12 protein-coding genes are annotated in these 16,638 nt (G+C 56.5%); 11 read left to right on the top strand and 1 reads right to left on the bottom strand.

Features of this window, described 5'->3' with window-relative positions; genetic code table 11:
* The first annotated feature begins 42 nt into the window (after positions 1-42).
* The 11 genes from CUN67_RS16440 to argO all read left to right on the top strand — a co-directional run bounded on the left by CUN67_RS16440 (position 43) and on the right by argO (position 14,354).
* Positions 43-1,494 carry a TolC family outer membrane protein gene (locus CUN67_RS16440; protein WP_208716371.1) on the top strand — a complete coding sequence of 484 codons (1,452 nt, stop codon included), beginning with the start codon at positions 43-45 and terminating at the stop codon, positions 1,492-1,494.
* On the top strand, positions 1,491-3,671 hold the full coding sequence (locus CUN67_RS16435; RefSeq protein ID WP_208716370.1) for a type I secretion system permease/ATPase: 2,181 nt from the start codon (positions 1,491-1,493) through the stop codon (positions 3,669-3,671). Before CUN67_RS16440 ends, CUN67_RS16435 begins: the two co-directional genes overlap by 4 nt.
* Positions 3,668-4,888, top strand: coding sequence for an HlyD family type I secretion periplasmic adaptor subunit (locus tag CUN67_RS16430; protein WP_208716369.1), 1,221 nt, complete (start codon positions 3,668-3,670; stop codon positions 4,886-4,888). The genes CUN67_RS16435 and CUN67_RS16430 overlap by 4 nt, the downstream gene beginning before the upstream one ends.
* 141 nt (positions 4,889-5,029) lie before the next feature.
* The gene (gene speB, locus CUN67_RS16425; RefSeq protein WP_208716368.1) at positions 5,030-5,950 is read left to right on the top strand and encodes an agmatinase; all 921 of its coding nucleotides are present in this window, start codon (positions 5,030-5,032) and stop codon (positions 5,948-5,950) included.
* 32 nt (positions 5,951-5,982) lie between these two features.
* Complete coding sequence (locus tag CUN67_RS16420) at positions 5,983-6,396, top strand: YidB family protein (RefSeq protein WP_254711357.1); 414 nt, start codon at positions 5,983-5,985, stop codon at positions 6,394-6,396.
* A gap of 324 nt (positions 6,397-6,720) precedes the next feature.
* On the top strand, positions 6,721-8,712 hold the full coding sequence (tkt, locus tag CUN67_RS16415; RefSeq protein ID WP_208716367.1) for a transketolase: 1,992 nt from the start codon (positions 6,721-6,723) through the stop codon (positions 8,710-8,712).
* 373 nt (positions 8,713-9,085) lie between these two features.
* A complete protein-coding gene (epd, locus tag CUN67_RS16410; protein ID WP_208716366.1) occupies positions 9,086-10,105 on the top strand; it encodes an erythrose-4-phosphate dehydrogenase in 1,020 nt (339 codons plus the stop codon).
* Positions 10,106-10,156: 51 nt separating this feature from the next.
* Positions 10,157-11,320, top strand: a complete 1,164-nt coding sequence (pgk, locus tag CUN67_RS16405; RefSeq protein WP_208716365.1) for a phosphoglycerate kinase — start codon at positions 10,157-10,159, stop codon at positions 11,318-11,320.
* A gap of 113 nt (positions 11,321-11,433) precedes the next feature.
* Positions 11,434-12,513 carry a class II fructose-bisphosphate aldolase gene (fbaA, locus tag CUN67_RS16400; RefSeq protein ID WP_208716364.1) on the top strand — a complete coding sequence of 360 codons (1,080 nt, stop codon included), beginning with the start codon at positions 11,434-11,436 and terminating at the stop codon, positions 12,511-12,513.
* A 188-nt stretch (positions 12,514-12,701) separates the two neighbouring features.
* Positions 12,702-13,577: a small-conductance mechanosensitive channel MscS gene (mscS, locus tag CUN67_RS16395; protein ID WP_208716363.1), complete on the top strand. Its 876-nt coding sequence runs from the start codon at positions 12,702-12,704 to the stop codon at positions 13,575-13,577.
* Positions 13,578-13,730: 153 nt separating this feature from the next.
* A complete protein-coding gene (argO, locus tag CUN67_RS16390) occupies positions 13,731-14,354 on the top strand; it encodes an arginine exporter ArgO (RefSeq protein ID WP_208716362.1) in 624 nt (207 codons plus the stop codon).
* On the opposite strand, the gene CUN67_RS16385 is transcribed toward argO, so the two are convergent.
* A complete protein-coding gene (locus CUN67_RS16385) occupies positions 14,333-16,609 on the bottom strand; it encodes an FAD-dependent oxidoreductase (protein WP_208717241.1) in 2,277 nt (758 codons plus the stop codon). The genes argO and CUN67_RS16385 overlap by 22 nt on opposite strands.
* Between the last annotated feature and the right edge of the window lie 29 nt (positions 16,610-16,638).

Here is a 16,638-nt window from a genome sequence, read left to right as displayed (position 1 = left end):
ACAAGGATGTGCCTGTTTCTCTCAATCACGGGTGGACTATCGATGGACCTGATGCAATCAAGCGCACTATCTCGCCGTTCCTGGAAGCTCAGCGTTTTCTGTGCTGGCATTGCCTTTCTCTCTCATTCACAAGCAAGCGCGGCTGATACTGCCCTGACCAGGGCCGGTCGCATTACCACTCAGGGTCTGTCGCAACCGCAGGATCTGCCCTCATTAGCCGGTGAAGTGGCGGAACCCGCACTCAACCACGTCCCTGACACCCTGACGCTCAATCAGGCGGTACAGCGGGCGGTGCACTGGCATCCGGATATTGCCGAAGCGGTGGGAAAGCTGCTGGAACAGGCCGATCAGGTCGATGTGGCTAAGGCCAAATACTATCCACAAATCAGCGCCGGGATGAATAACGGCTACTCCAATAGCTATACGGAAAAGGGCTACAGCCCCTCTTTTGTGCTTTCGATATCCCAGATGTTGTATGACTTTGGCAAGGTCAGTAGTTCAGTGCGATCCGCCGAAGCGGGTGTGGCGCAGGAGCAGGCCAACGTGCTGGTCAGCATCGACACCGTGGCACATGACACGGCGGCGGCATTGATTGAAGTACAGGGTTATCAGCAACTGGTGGTGATTGCCCGACAGCAGCTGGCAGCGCTGAGTAAAATTGGTGATTTAGCGCGCCAGCGTAACGATGAAGGGGCGGCGTCACTCTCTGATGCCACGCAAACCGATGCGCGTATTGAAGGGGCGCGTACTACTCTGACGCAATATCAGGCCAATCTGGATCGCTGGCGTGCCACGCTGGCTACCTATCTCGGCTGGCCCACGGTGAACAGAGTCAGTGATGATTTTCCCGCGAAGCTGATGCGTTCCTGCCAGTCATCCCAGGCGGAAGATCGGCTGATTCCGGCGGTGCTTGCAGCCTGGGCGGCAGCCAATCAGGCGCAGGCCAAGCTGGATAACGCTAACGCGCAAATGCTGCCGACCATCTCACTCGAACCGGAAGTGACCCATTATCTCAATGACCACTATGCCAGCAGCGAAACGCTGGATCGCACCCAGTATTCAGCGTGGGTCAAAGTGGAGATGCCGATTTATCAGGGCGGTGGGATGACCGCCAGTCGCGATGCGGCCGCCAACGCACTCAGTTCTGCCAACGCGGCGGTCAATTCGGCACGCCTGAAGGCGCGGCAGCAGCTGAGTGAATCGCAGAATGAATCACAAAGCCTTGCCCTCAGTCTCAACATTCTGGGACGACAACAACAGCTGAGCGAGAAAACTCAGCAACTCTACCAGGACCAGTATCTGCAACTGGGTACCCGCCCGCTGCTTGATGTATTGAATGCCGAGCAGGAGGTGTACCAGACACGGTTTACGCTTCAGCAAACCATCAGCCAGTTACGCTCGCTGCAGCTCGATTGCCTCTATAGCACCGGGCATATGCGGTCGGCGTTTGCTTTGAATAATCAGCGGATCCAGTCCGTGGAGATCCAGCCATGACGCAACTGCAAATACCCGACGCCCCTGGCGGAAACCCCGATCAGGCTGAAGGAGGAATCCCCTTACACGGATGGGCTACGGCGATCATCCAGATCGCCACGCATTATCGCTTACCCTGTTCTCCGGGGATGATCCTTGCCTCCAGCGAATGGCAGGGCAAACAGACGCGCGACAAGGCGCTGCGCCATCTGGCGCGTCAGGCCGGTTTATCGTTGCAGCTCTATGAGGACGACAAATGGCAGCTGACCCACTGGCGTCTGCCGTTGGCTGTTGAGCTGGTGGATGGTCAGGTGGGGGTGATCACTGCCTTCGATGGCGAAGACGACGTGCGTGTGCACTTCGCCGGTGATGAACAGCCGACGCCCGTTTCGCTGCTGGCGCTGCTGCCGGATATCTGTTTTGCCGCCGCGCTGCGCCCGCTGGCCCCGGCGAAAGATAGCGGGGTGGATCGCTATCTCGAAGCCATGAAACCAGACTGGCTACGCCGCCTGGTGCTGAAGGATCTGCGTCCTTACGGTTATGTGATGCTGGGGTCGTTTCTCATCAACCTGCTGGCGCTGGTGGGGATCATCTTCTCGATGCAGGTCTACGACCGGGTGATCCCGGCGCAATCCTATCCCACGCTGTATGTGCTGTATATCGGGGTGATTATCTCGGTGGTGTTCACTTATATCCTGCGCGTCGGGCGCGATCATGTCACCGATCTGCTTGGTAAACGGGCGGATATGCGTGTCTCGGACCGGGTATTTGGCCATGCGCTGCGCCTGCGCAACAGCGCGGTGCCGCGTTCCACCGGTACCTTTATCTCGCAGCTGCGCGAACTGGAGGCGATCCGCGAAATGGTCACCTCCACCACGGTGACCGCGATTGTCGATATGCCGTTTTTCCTGCTGTTTCTGCTGGTGATGGCGATCATCGCGCCGCAGCTGGCGTGGGTCGCGCCGGTGGCAGTGATTCTGATGGTGCTGCCGGGTGTGTTTATGCAGAAAAAACTGTCGAAGCTGGCGCAGCAGGCCCTGAAAGAATCGACCTTACGCAATGCGGTGCTGGTGGAGAGCGTGCAGGGGCTGGAGGATATCAAGCTGATGCAGGCGGAAGACCGCTTTCTGCAACAATGGAACAGCTATATCCGCATCACCGCGCAGTCCGGTGTGGAGACGCGTAAAGCGATGCACTCGCTGATGAGCTGGGGCGTCACCATTCAGGGCATGGTTTACGCCACGGTGATCGTGATTGGCGCGCCGATGGTGATCGACGGCGATATCACCACCGGGGCCATTGTGGCGGCGTCGCTATTGTCATCACGCATGATCGCACCAATGGCGACGCTGTGCGGCGTGCTGGCCCGCTGGCAGCAGGTCAAAGCTGCGAAAACCAGCCTCGATGGTCTGATGGCGCTGCCGGTGGAGAACAGCACTGACGAAACCCGCATTCATTGCCCGGTGCTGTTTGGTAACTATCAGTTTAACGACGCGATGTTCCGTTATTACAGCGACACGCTTACCGTGGCGCTGCGCATTAACCGCCTGACGATCAAACAGGGCGAACGCATTGCGGTGCTGGGGCGTAACGGGGCCGGTAAATCGACCATGTTGCAGGCGATGATAGGCGGCGTGGAGCTGATCGGTGGCGAGCTGTTGCTGGATAACCTCAGCCTGCCGCATATCGATCTGGCGGATGTGCGGCGCAACGTGGGGCTGATGACGCAAAACGCGCGCCTGTTCCACGGCACATTGCGGGAAAACCTGACGATGGGCGCGGCACACGCCACCGATGACGCGATCTTTGCCGCGCTGGTGGTGAGCGGCGGCGCTGATTTTATCCACCGTTTGCCACTTGGCCTCGATCATCCGGTGATGGAAGGTGGCGTGGGGCTATCGGGCGGGCAGCGTCAGTCGGTGCTGCTGGCGCGCATGCTGCTGCGCGATCCCAATATCGTGCTGCTGGATGAACCCACGGCATCGCTGGACGATCACACCGAGAAAGAGTTTATTGAGCGGCTCGGGCAGTGGCTGAATGGCCGCACCCTGATCGTCGCCACCCACCGGGCGGCCATTCTGGCGCTGGTGGATCGCATCCTGGTATTAAAAGAAGGACAACTGGTGATGGACAGCCCGAAAGAGAATGCGTTACCACCACCACGCGCATCGAATCCTCGTCCGGAGGGCAACCCATGAAACACTTACCGGCAAAACTGCGGCTGGTGGCGGCGGAAGGTGACAGCGCTGACGACCTGGCGGGCGATCTGCAATCGGAAACGCATTATTCAGGTGCGGTACGTTTGATCATCATCAGCTTCTTTTTATTGTTGGTCAGCTGCATCTGGGCATGGTTTGGCGTGCTGGATGAAGTCTCTACCGGTACCGGTAAAGTGATCCCCAGCTCCCATGATCAGGTGCTGCAATCGCTGGAAGGGGGCATCCTTGATGATATTTATGTGCACGAGGGCAGCCATGTCGAGGCTGGACAAATCGTGGCGAAACTGGACCCGATTCGCTCGGAATCCAGCGTGGGGGAGAGTGCCGCCCGTTACCGTGCTGCGCTGGCGGCCAGTGCGCGCCTGAATGCCGAGGTCAACGACCTGCCGCTGACGTTTCCGGCCGCGCTGAATAAATTTCCCGACCTGATCGCCTCCGAAACCCGGCTGTACAACACCCGTCGCGCACAGTTAAAGGATTCAACCGCGCAAATCCAGCAGTCGCTCAATCTGGCGAACCGCGAGCTGGCGATTACCCAGCGTCTGGCAAAAACCGGGGCTGCCAGTAGCGTCGAGGTACTGCGTCTGCAGCGTGATAAGTCGGATCTTGAACTGAAGATGACGGATGTGCGTTCACAATATTATGTGCAGGCGCGTGAGGATCTGGCGAAAGCCACGGCGGAAGCCGATAGCCTGTTGCAGACGGTCAGAGGGCGCGAAGATACGGTCAGCCGCCTGACGATCCGCGCACCGATGCGCGGCGTGGTGAAAGATATCAAGGTCACCACCGTGGGTGGCGTAATCCCGCCGAATGGCGAGCTGATGAATATCGTGCCGATGGATGATCATCTGCTGATTGAAGCGCGCCTCTCTCCGCGTGATATCGCGTTTATTCACCCGGATCAGAAAGCGCTGGTGAAGATCTCCGCCTATGACTATTCCATTTATGGCGGCCTTGATGGCGTGGTGGAGAGCATCTCGCCGGATACCATTCAGGATGAAGTGAAACCGGAGATTTATTACTACCGCGTCTATATTCGCACCGACCATGATTTTGTGCAGAACAAAGCCGGTAAGCGTTTCTCGATCAGCCCCGGCATGGTGGCGACGGTGGATATCAAAACCGGCGAGAAGACGGTGATGGATTATCTGATTAAACCGTTTAACCGCGCCAAAGAAGCGCTGCGCGAACGTTAATTGCAGGCGGAGCCAATCTTCGCGATAATCAGCCCCATCAAATCCCTTCCTCGTCGGGTTTAACGACGCGGAAGGGATTTTTTTTGGTCATATTTCACCTATAACTTAATACGCTGATTCAGGATCTAAAGAGGACGATGTATGTATAACACCCTGGGTAATCAATACGATAACTCCCTGGTTTCGAACGCCTTTGGTTTCATGCGTTTTCCGGTTAACTTCCAGCCCTACGACAGCGACGCCGAGTGGGTGATCACCGGCGTTCCTTTCGATGCGGCAACATCAGGCCGTCCGGGCAGCCGTTTAGGGCCGGGAGCGATCCGTCAGATCTCCACCAACCTGGCGTGGGAAGGCTGCCGCTGGCCGTGGGAGTTTGATCTGCGCCAGCGTCTCAACGTGGTGGATTGTGGCGACCTGGTTTACGCCTTCGGCGATTCGCAGGATCTGTCTGATAAATTGCAGGCGCACGCCGAGAAATTGCTGGCGAATGGCAAGCGCATGCTGACCTTCGGCGGCGACCATTACGTGACGCTGCCACTGCTGCGCGCCCATGCGAAGCACTTCGGCAAAATGGCGCTGGTACATTTCGATGCGCATACCGATACCTACTCCAACGGCCCGACCTTCGACCACGGCACCATGTTCTTCACTGCGCCGAAAGAGGGTCTGATTGATCCGCACCACTCGGTGCAGATCGGTATCCGCACCGAGTTTGATAAGAGCCTCGGCTTTAACGTGCTGGACGCAGCGCAGGTGAACGATCGCAGCGTTGATGACATCCTGGCGGAAGTGAAACGCACGGTGGGCGATCTGCCGGTGTATCTGACCTTTGATATCGACTGCCTCGATCCGGCCCATGCGCCTGGTACCGGCACGCCGGTGATTGGCGGCCTGACCACCGATAAAGCCACCAAGCTGATTCGTGGTTTGCAGGGCATGAATATTGTCGGGATGGACCTGGTAGAAGTGGCACCGGGCTACGATCACGCCGATCTTACCTCGCTGGCAGCAGCCACGCTGGCGCTGGACATGCTCCACGTGCAGGCGGCCAATAAAGGCTAAACTTACTGACGGTCAATTAATCTTCGGAGGTCATGATGGGCTTACTGGATGATTTAGTCGGATCGTTGGACGGTAGTCCTGGGCAGGGTAATCAGCTGGGGCAGTTGCAGGCCATCTGGCACTGGGTGCAGGAGCAGGGCGGTGTTGAAGTGCTGCTGCATAAGTTCCAGCAGGGCGGATTAGGCGACGTACTGGGTTCGTGGATTGGCACCGGCAATAACCAGCCGGTGGACAGTGGCGATATCCAGTCGGCGTTTGGTCAGTCGGATTTGCAGTCGCTGGCGGATAAGCTGGGCACCGACGTGCCGGGCGCGTCCGGCACGCTGGCGCTGCTGCTGCCGCAACTGATCGATAAGATGTCACCGCAGGGCCAGCTGGATGAGCAGAGTTTGCATGATAACCAGCTGGATTTAGGCTCGATGGTGGATCAGCTGTTTAAGCGTTGATAAACCTTGTAGCGGCGCGATTTATCGCGCGTTGCTGTTCAACGACGCGCGATAAATCGCGCCGCTACAATTCGTATTTGCCTTCACCTTTTATTTACGTCAAAACAACCACCTGTCACATTCCCTCGCTTCGTTTATCTCTCCGGGCTAGCAGACTGCAGCTAAATTGCAACCGCAGGCCACCAGATTTAGCATCTCGTAACATGTACTTTTGCCCCGATTTTCATGTACATTGATGTGCGACTTTTTCCTTGCTTCGCCTGATAGCTGATTAATTACAATAAGTTAGGAGTGGCGAAGTATTAATCCGACCTGGAGTAGAAAATGCCCTCTCGTAAAGAGCTTGCCAACGCCATTCGTGCGTTAAGTATGGATGCAGTACAGAAAGCCAAATCGGGACACCCGGGTGCACCGATGGGTATGGCGGACATCGCCGAAGTGCTGTGGCGTGACTTCCTGAATCACAACCCAACCAATCCACAATGGGCCGCGCGCGACCGCTTTGTGCTGTCTAACGGCCACGGCTCGATGCTGATTTACAGCCTGCTGCACCTCACCGGCTACGATCTGCCGATGAGCGAGCTGCAGAACTTCCGTCAGCTGCATTCCAAAACTCCAGGTCACCCGGAATACGGCTACACCGTCGGCGTTGAAACCACCACCGGCCCGCTGGGCCAGGGCATCGCCAATGCCGTCGGTTTCGCTATCGCTGAACGCACCCTGGCGGCGCAGTTCAACCGTCCGGGCCACGACATCGTCGACCATAACACTTACGTGTTTATGGGCGACGGCTGCATGATGGAAGGTATCTCGCACGAGGTCTGCTCCATCGCCGGTACGCTGAAGCTGGGCAAACTGGTTGCCTTCTACGATGACAACGGCATCTCTATCGACGGTCACGTGGATGGCTGGTTCACCGACGACACCGCAAAACGCTTTGAAGCCTACGGCTGGCATGTGGTGCGCGGCGTGGATGGTCACGACGCTGACGCCATCAAAGAAGCGGTGGAAGAAGCCAAAGCGGTGTCAGACAAGCCTTCTCTGCTGATGTGCAAAACCATCATCGGTTTCGGTTCCCCGAACAAAGCCGGTACCCATGATTCCCACGGCGCACCGCTGGGCGACGCGGAAGTGGCGCTGACCCGCAAACAGCTGGGCTGGGACTACGCACCGTTTGAAATCCCGGCAGACATCTATGCTGAGTGGGACGCGAAAGAAGCCGGTCAGGCGAAAGAAGCGGCATGGGATAAGAAATTTGCGGCTTATGCTGCGGCGCACCCGGAACTGGCGGCTGAATTCAAACGTCGTATGAACAACGAACTGCCGGCCAACTGGGCAGAAGAGTCACAGAAATTCGTTGAGCAGCTGCAGGCGAATCCGGCGAAAATCGCCAGCCGTAAAGCGTCGCAGAATGCCATCGAAGCCTTCGGTAAAATCCTGCCGGAATACCTCGGCGGTTCAGCTGACCTGGCCCCGAGTAACCTGACCATGTGGTCCGGCTCTAAGCCGATCAACGAAGATGCCGCCGGTAACTACATCCATTACGGCGTGCGCGAATTCGGCATGACCGCTATCGCCAACGGTATCGCGCTGCACGGTGGTTTCCTGCCGTACACCGCCACCTTCCTGATGTTCGTGGAATATGCGCGTAATGCGGCACGTATGGCAGCACTGATGAAGATCCGTCAGGTAATGGTTTACACCCACGACTCCATCGGTCTGGGCGAAGACGGCCCGACGCATCAGCCGATTGAACAGATGGCAAGCCTGCGCACCACCCCGAACATGAGCCTGTGGCGTCCGTGTGACCAGGTGGAGTCTGCGGTGGCGTGGAAATACGCGATCGAGCGCAAAGATGGCCCGAGCGCGCTGATCTTCTCCCGTCAGAACCTGGCGCAGCAGGACCGTACCGCTGAGCAGCTGGCGAACGTGGCGCGCGGCGGTTATGTGCTGAAGGACTGTGCCGGACAGCCGGAACTGATCCTGATCGCCACCGGTTCAGAAGTGGAACTGGCGGTGGGTGCTTACGACCAGCTGACCACCGAAGGCCACAAAGTACGCGTGGTTTCCATGCCGTCGACCGATGCGTTCGATAAGCAGGATGCGGCCTACCGCGAATCGGTGCTGCCGAAAGCGGTGGCGGCGCGTGTGGCAATCGAAGCGGGCATCGCGGATTACTGGTTCAAGTACACCGGCCTGAACGGTGCGATCGTCGGCATGACCACCTTCGGTGAGTCGGCTCCGGCAGAACTGCTGTTCAAAGAGTTCGGTTTCACCGTCGAAAATGTGGTTGCGACCGCGAAATCCATTCTGTAAGACCCACGGGCGGCCTGTGTGCCGCCCGATTAGGTTACCGTAGCGGCGCGATTTATCGCGCGGGGTTTTCCGGTAACACCTGTGGAATTGCGCGATAAATCGCGCCGCTACGAATTTGTGCAAAGATCATCCAATTATTCCTCCAGTAATAATCCTGAATTGGCTGATTTTGTGACGTAGATCCAATAATCAGCAGCGCACTTGATCGCAATCATTCCTGTTATTCCTTCCTTGCTTTATTCTGGCTGAACCGTTTCAGTTGTAGCGATGTGATCGTTTTCCTCCGGTACTGGCCAGCAAGAATTCCCTGTACAAAACAGGTTGAAACGCTCAGGCTAACGGCACGTTTTTTCAGGTGTTGTTGAAGGTAGAGATGACCGTTCGCATAGCTATAAATGGTTTTGGTCGTATCGGGCGTAATGTGCTGCGCGCGCTGTATGAAACGGGCCGCAGGGCGGAAATCACCGTGGTGGCGATCAATGAGCTGGCTGAAGCCGTCGGGATGGCGCATCTGCTGAAGTATGACACCAGCCATGGCCGTTTTGCCTTTGATGTACGCCAGGAACGCGACCTGATGTTTGTTGGTGACGATACCATCCGCATCCTGCATCAGGCCGATATCGCCACCCTGCCGTGGCAGGAACTGAATGTTGATATCGTGCTGGACTGCACCGGCGTTTTTGGCAGCCGTGCTGATGGCGAAGCCCATTTGCAGGCAGGCGCGAAAAAAGTGTTGTTCTCGCATCCGGGCGGCAACGATCTGGATGCCACGGTAGTGTTCGGCGTGAACGAACAGGCTCTTAAACAAACTGACCGCATTGTCTCCAACGCATCCTGCACCACCAATTGTATTATTCCGGTGATAAAGTTGCTGGATGACGCTTTTGGCATTGAGTCGGGCACCGTCACCACCATTCATTCGGCGATGCACGATCAGCAGGTGATTGACGCCTATCACAGCGATCTGCGGCGTACCCGTGCTGCCAGCCAATCGATCATTCCGGTGGATACGCGTCTGGCGGCGGGCATTACGCGCATTTTTCCGAAATTTAACGATCGCTTTGAAGCTATCGCGGTGCGTGTGCCAACCATCAACGTGACAGCCATTGATTTAAGCGTTTCGGTACGTCAGGCGGTGAAGGCTTGTGAGGTCAACGCCTTGCTGCAAAACGCATCAGAAGGGGCATTTCGTGGTATAGTTGACTATACGGAATTACCGTTAGTCTCAGTCGATTTTAACCATGATCCGCACAGTGCCATTGTGGACGGCACCCAAACGCGGGTCAGTGGTCACCACCTAATCAAAACCCTGGTTTGGTGTGACAACGAATGGGGCTTTGCTAACCGCATGCTCGACACAACGTTAGCAATGGCCGCAAGCGGTTTCAGGTAAGACGCGGTCTGCGTCTGGCAAAACTTATGAGAATCAACGAGAGGGTTCACCATGTCTGTAATTAAGATGACCGATCTGGATCTTGCTGGAAAACGTGTGCTGATCCGTGCCGATCTCAACGTACCAGTGAAGGATGGGAAAGTGACGTCTGATGCACGTATCCGTGCTTCTCTGCCCACCATCGAAGCGGCGTTGAAACAGGGCGCGAAAGTGATGGTTACCTCTCACCTGGGTCGTCCGACCGAAGGTGAATACAACGAAGAGTTCTCCCTGTTACCGGTTGTTAACTATCTGAAAGACAAGCTGAACGGCACCAATGTTACCCTGGCAAAAGATTACCTCGACGGCGTTGAAGTTGCTGCGGGTGAGCTGGTTGTGCTGGAAAACGTTCGTTTTAACAAAGGCGAGAAGAAAGACGACGAAGCGCTGTCGAAAAAATACGCTGCGCTGTGCGACGTATTTGTGATGGACGCTTTTGGTACTGCGCACCGCGCACAAGCCTCTACCCACGGTGTCGGCAAATTCGCCCCGATCGCCTGTGCAGGCCCGCTGCTGTCTGCCGAGCTGGAAGCGCTGGGTAAAGTGATGAGCAACCCGCAGCGTCCGCTGGTGGCTGTGGTCGGTGGTTCTAAAGTTTCCACCAAATTCGACGTGTTGCAGTCACTGGTCAAAATCGCTGACACCGTGATCGTCGGTGGCGGTATCGCCAACACCTTCGTCGCTATCGACAACAACGTCGGTAAATCCCTGTACGAGCCGGACTTTGTCGAAGCGGCAAAAGGTCTGCGTGATCAGTACGGTATCCCGGTTCCAACCGATTCCCGCGTGGGCACAGAATTCTCTGAAACCGCCCCGGCAACCGTGAAAAAGGTTTCCGAAGTGGCGGATAACGAAGAAATTATGGACTTCGGTGACGAAACCGCACTGGCGATGGCGAAACTGCTAAAAGACGCCAAAACCATTATGTGGAACGGCCCGGTTGGCGTGTTCGAATTCCCGAACTTCCGCAAAGGCACCGAAATCATTGCTAACGCTATCGCTGATAGCGAAGCGTTCTCCGTAGCAGGCGGTGGTGACACCCTGGCAGCGATTGATCTGTTCGGTATCGAAGACAAGATCTCTTATATCTCTACCGGCGGCGGTGCATTCCTCGAATTCGTGGAAGGCAAAAAACTGCCTGCTGTTGCCATGCTGGAAGAACGCGCGAAGCAGTAATCATTTGGGGGCGGCGCTCTGACGTCGCCTGAAGGCTTGCCCTGACGCGTTGGGGCATAAAATCCAGTCCCCCTTGATTCGGGGATGAACGGTAAACGAAACAGGACACAACCATGTCTAAAATTTTTGATTTCGTAAAACCCGGCGTTGTCACTGGTGACGACGTTCAGAAAATCTTCAAAGTGGCGAAAGAGAACAAATTCGCCCTGCCAGCAGTGAACTGCGTCGGCACGGATTCCATCAACGCAGTACTGGAAGCGGCAGCGAAAGTGAAATCGCCGGTCATCGTTCAGTTCTCCAATGGTGGTGCTGCCTTCATCGCCGGTAAAGGTTACAAAACCGACAAACCGCAGGGCGCGGCAATTGCCGGTGCTATCGCCGGTGCGCATCACGTGCATCTGATGGCTGAACTGTATGGCGTGCCGGTTATCCTGCACACTGACCACTGCGCGAAAAAACTGCTGCCGTGGATCGACGGTCTGCTGGACGCGGGTGAAGCACACTTCGCCAAAACCGGTAAACCGCTGTTCTCTTCTCACATGATCGACCTGTCTGAAGAGTCACTGCATGAAAACATCGAGATCTCCAGCAAATACCTGACCCGCATGGCGAAACTGGGTATGACCCTGGAAATCGAACTGGGCTGCACCGGTGGCGAAGAAGATGGTGTGGACAACAGCCACATGGACGCTTCTGCCCTGTACACCCAGCCGGAAGATGTGGATTACGCCTACACCGAGCTGAGCAAAATCAGCCCGCGTTTCACCATCGCAGCGTCCTTCGGTAACGTACACGGCGTGTACAAACCGGGTAACGTGAAACTGACCCCGACCATCCTGCGTGATTCTCAGAAATACGTCAGCGAAAAACACGGCCTGCCGCATAACGCGCTGGATTTCGTGTTCCACGGTGGTTCAGGTTCTTCTGCTGCGGAAATCGAAGAATCTATCAGCTACGGCGTGATCAAGATGAACATCGATACCGACACCCAATGGGCAACCTGGGACGGTATCCTGCAGTACTACAAAAAGAACGAAGACTATCTGCAAGGCCAGCTGGGTAACCCGAACGGCGTAGATAGCCCGAACAAGAAATACTACGATCCGCGTGTATGGCTGCGCTCTGCTCAGGCTTCCATGGTGGTTCGTCTGGAACAGGCTTTCAAAGAGCTGAACGCTATCGACGTGCTGTAATTTTTACTTACAGTACAAAAAAGGCCCGAAAGGGCCTTTTTTTATGCATTATTTTCGGAATATTCAGTAAATTCAGACCATCTTTGGCGCTCATCCCCATTATTGTTTACCCTTGTACACGGGAGTGTCGGATTCATTCTGGCAGTTTTTGTTCTTTCCTGCGGGAAACTCAACAACAGGGCTAACAAATGGAAGATTTAAATGTCGTTGACGGCATTAACAAGGCGGGTGGCTGGCTGGTACGTAATCAGGAGCTGCTCCTGAGCTATGCCGTGAATATTGTGGCGGCGATTGCCATCATCATCATCGGGATGATTGTGGCACGTATCATTTCAAATGCGATTAACCGGGTACTGGTCGCGCGTCATATTGATGCGACCGTGGCGGATTTCCTGTCGGCGCTGGTGCGCTACGGCATTATCGCTTTCACCATTATCGCGGCACTGGGGCGCGTCGGTGTGCAGACGGCTTCGGTTATCGCCGTACTGGGTGCCGCCGGTCTGGCCGTAGGTCTGGCGTTACAGGGTTCGCTGTCTAACCTCGCCGCAGGCGTTTTGCTGGTCACCTTCCGTCCGTTCCGTACCGGTGAGTTTGTTGATCTCGGCGGCGTGACGGGAACGGTACAAAACGTGCAGATCTTCTCCACCACCATGAAAAGCGCCGACGGCAAAATCGTCGTGGTACCCAACGGTAAGATCATCGCCGGTAACATCGTCAACTATTCCCGTGAACCGATTCGCCGTAACGAGTTTATTATCGGCGTGGCTTACGATGCCGATGTGGACCAGGTGATTGCGCTGCTGAAAGAGGTGACGGAAGCAGACGAGCGCGTGCTGAAGGATATGGGGATTCAGATCGGCCTGAATGAGCTGGCGGCTTCCTCGCTCAACTTTGTGGTGCGTTGCTGGAGTAAAAGCAGCGACCTGCAAAACGTCTACTGGGATCTGCTGAAAAACTACAAGCGTACGCTTGATGCGCATGGTATCGGCATCCCTTATCCGCAGATGGATGTGCATTTCCATCAGGTGAAAAGTGAAGCGCAACCCGAAGCGCGCACGGAATAAAACAGCGGCACCTGCGTAGCGGCGCGATAAATCGCGCCGCTATGCCAGGGTCATTATCAACGTTGCTAATGACCTATTAAATCTTTCCATTTCCTCTAATAACCCCCTCTCTCTATACTTCACGTCATCGCCACTGTTGATGGGAAAAATTACGTGTTATCTGTTTATTTACAAGGGCTTGCTCTTGGGGCGTCGCTTATTCTGCCGTTAGGCCCGCAAAACGCATTCGTGATGAATCAGGGCATCAAGCGTCATTATCATCTGATGACGGCGGCCCTCTGTACCCTGAGCGATATCGCGCTGATTTGCGGCGGGATTTTTGGTGGCAGCGCGTTGCTCAACCAGTCGCCTTTATTGCTGATGCTCATCACCTGGACCGGCGTTGCCTTCCTGACGTGGTATGGCTGGGGTGCGCTGCGCAATGCCTGGCAGGGTGATGTGTCGCTGGCATCAACAGAGGTCATGAAACAGGGACGCTGGCGCATTATCGCCACCATGCTGGCGGTCACCTGGCTCAATCCGCATGTTTATATCGATACCTTTGTGGTGCTGGGCAGCCTGGGTGGGCAGCTACCGTCCGAAGCGGCGCGGCGCTGGTTTGCGTTGGGCAGTGTCAGTGCTTCGGTTATCTGGTTTTTTGGCCTGGCGCTGCTGGCGTCGTGGCTTTCCCCACGGCTGCGCACCGTGCGGGTGCAGCGTATCATCAACCTGCTGGTGGGGGCGGTGATGTGGGTGATTGCCTTCCAGCTGGCGCGTCAGGGCATTGCCAGCTGGTGATGCAGATGCAAACCGTAGAGCGCGGGTACCGCACCGGCGCTGGCAAGCAACTCAAGGCGTATCTGCCGGAAACTCACCCCCGGCGGTAGCGCGTGATGGCAGAGGGAATGATGGTTGTCCCTGACCTCTGCCAGCAACATTTCATCCAGCCACAGACGATAATGGGTGGTGCAGTGCGGCGTCACCGCCTGCGCGTGGCCCATCTGTACCGTCTCCATCGCGTGGTCAAAATCGTTATCAAACAGCAGAGTTAACTGGCTGGCCTGCTGGGGTTGGCCCCATTGCCAGCTAACCGCAGGCGCGGCATCGTCCAGCGCGGGAACCCAGCCGTTGGTGTGGCTTTCCGGCCGCAGCTTGCCGTTCAGCAGATAGTCGCGATGCCACAGTTGCAGCGGTGCCTCAAGGCTAAACGCGAAAAGTATCTGCTGCGGCGCGCGGCGCGGCAGCCAGAAATCAAACTCATCGACACCATAATCGCCATCATTAATCTGGCGCGTCCGCTTCGCCACGCGCGGGTTCAGGCTGTTGAACACCATCATCACCCCCGGGAGCTGCACACGCGTCAGTGCGACCTCAATCGCCGGGTTTTCCGCGAAGGCGATCATCAGATAACGATCGCAATCGGCACGGTAAGCAAAATTCAGCTGATACTCGCCCTGATCGTTGACCAACAGGGTCTGACTGGCCAGTTGCCGATCGCCGCAGGTATTGGCCGGGTTTTCACTGGTTAACAACGACACCTGCAATGCCTGTTTCTGTGGCGCACGTAAATGAACCGTCAGCGCGGGTAAGCACTCACCGGCTTTCAGCGGCAGCAGCAGCGCACAGCGTGATTTCAAGGCATGCCACCCGCCGTCAGCGGGCAGGGCAGTGAGCTGGAGGGTGCTGCTGACCGTGATTTTTGCGGCACCTGCCGGGCTGAGCAACTGCTGGCGTGGAATATAAGCCCCCTGACGCAGCAATAGTTGTTGCAACTGCCCGATACGCCCCGGCGCGGCCAGCTGTGCCGGGGTGAGTTGCTGCTGCTGACAAAGTGCGGCGGCGTGGCCTGCCACTTCCCCGAGCACGCCACAGGTACACATCACGCGGGCGCTGCCGAACGCCACGTGAGTAGCCGAGATCAGACGGCCGGTCAGCAGCAGATTGTCCAGTGACTGGCTATAAAGCGCACGAAACGGAATGGTGTAGGTGCCCTTGCTGTGGAACTGACGACAGCCGTCGTGCTCACTGTAGACGCCATCGGCGGGGTGCAAATCAATCGACCAGCCGCCATAAGCCACCGCATCATAATGATCCCGCTGTTCGATAATATCCTGCTGGCATAGCAAGGTATCGCCGAGAAAGCGGCGACTTTCACGTTTGCCGGGGATTAAGCCGACCCACTCGATGGTCAGGGTAGAGGCATCGGGAAATTCACCGGAGTTTTTGATGTAGTCCCACACCCCCCAGACGATTTTCCACAGTTCCCATTTGATGGTTTCGCTTTCGTGTACGGTATCAAGCCGCCCACCCCATTCCAGCCACCACAGATCGCAGCCATTCAGTTCGGAGGTCAGGCGTCTGTAGCGCGGAATCGCCTGGATATCCTGCAAGGCGAAGCTGGGGGCAACAAAGCGCACCGGCTGTGTGGTGCGTTTGGTGTAGAAATAAATCGAGTGGCCGAGTTTATGACCGAAATGTTCGCCGGGAGCCATCTTCTCGCCGAATTCTTCCACCGACTCGGCACCGACGCGATGCGCCGCTCCGGCCAGATAGCCAAGCACACCGTCACCGCTGGCATCGATAAACTGCCGGGCAGTGACCAGGTAGCGCGTCTGATTGATGGCGTTGAAGGCGTGCACTGCCTGGATCTGCCGCCCTGAGGTTGCTATCTCGCTGACCGTGGTGTTGAGCAGCAACGTCAGGCCGGACTGTGCCTGCGCCAAATCCAGCAGCACCATATCGAACAGCACTGGATTGCCTTCTTTATTACGCCACAGGTTCTCCTCCATGATCTCGCCCATGATGCCGCCTTCACGTGCCCAGCGGTTATTATTTCCCATGTGTGAGGTCGCGCCATTGGCCCACAGACGGACTTCACTGGAGGCATTACCGCCCAGTACCGGGCGATCCTGGATCAGCACCACCTGCATACCATCACGCGCAGCCGCCAGCGCCGCACAGACGCCTGCCAGGCCCCCGCCAGCAATCAATACATCGGCCTGCAACTTCTGCTGAGGAAACTCACGGGCAGGCTGGGAGGAGAAAATTTGCATCATTTCATTCCTGTAACTCTGAAGCTAAG

It is taken from the genome of Pantoea cypripedii (assembly GCF_011395035.1).
GTDB classification, from domain to species: domain Bacteria; phylum Pseudomonadota; class Gammaproteobacteria; order Enterobacterales; family Enterobacteriaceae; genus Pantoea; species Pantoea cypripedii_A.
This window is presented reverse-complemented; position numbering and strand designations above follow the sequence as displayed.

Excerpts from the sequence above, each read along its gene's own strand:
- CUN67_RS16435 (WP_208716370.1), top strand. The coding sequence starts at position 1,491 with ATGACGCAACTGCAAATACCCGACGCCCCTGGCGGAAACCCCGATCAG.
- pgk (WP_208716365.1), top strand. The coding sequence starts at position 10,157 with ATGTCTGTAATTAAGATGACCGATCTGGATCTTGCTGGAAAACGTGTG.
- CUN67_RS16440 (WP_208716371.1), top strand. The coding sequence starts at position 43 with ATGGACCTGATGCAATCAAGCGCACTATCTCGCCGTTCCTGGAAGCTC.
- CUN67_RS16385 (WP_208717241.1), bottom strand. The coding sequence starts at position 16,609 with ATGCAAATTTTCTCCTCCCAGCCTGCCCGTGAGTTTCCTCAGCAGAAG.
- fbaA (WP_208716364.1), top strand. The coding sequence starts at position 11,434 with ATGTCTAAAATTTTTGATTTCGTAAAACCCGGCGTTGTCACTGGTGAC.
- CUN67_RS16420 (WP_254711357.1), top strand. The coding sequence starts at position 5,983 with ATGATGGGCTTACTGGATGATTTAGTCGGATCGTTGGACGGTAGTCCT.
- CUN67_RS16430 (WP_208716369.1), top strand. The coding sequence starts at position 3,668 with ATGAAACACTTACCGGCAAAACTGCGGCTGGTGGCGGCGGAAGGTGAC.
- epd (WP_208716366.1), top strand. The coding sequence starts at position 9,086 with ATGACCGTTCGCATAGCTATAAATGGTTTTGGTCGTATCGGGCGTAAT.
- tkt (WP_208716367.1), top strand. The coding sequence starts at position 6,721 with ATGCCCTCTCGTAAAGAGCTTGCCAACGCCATTCGTGCGTTAAGTATG.
- speB (WP_208716368.1), top strand. The coding sequence starts at position 5,030 with ATGTATAACACCCTGGGTAATCAATACGATAACTCCCTGGTTTCGAAC.
- mscS (WP_208716363.1), top strand. The coding sequence starts at position 12,702 with ATGGAAGATTTAAATGTCGTTGACGGCATTAACAAGGCGGGTGGCTGG.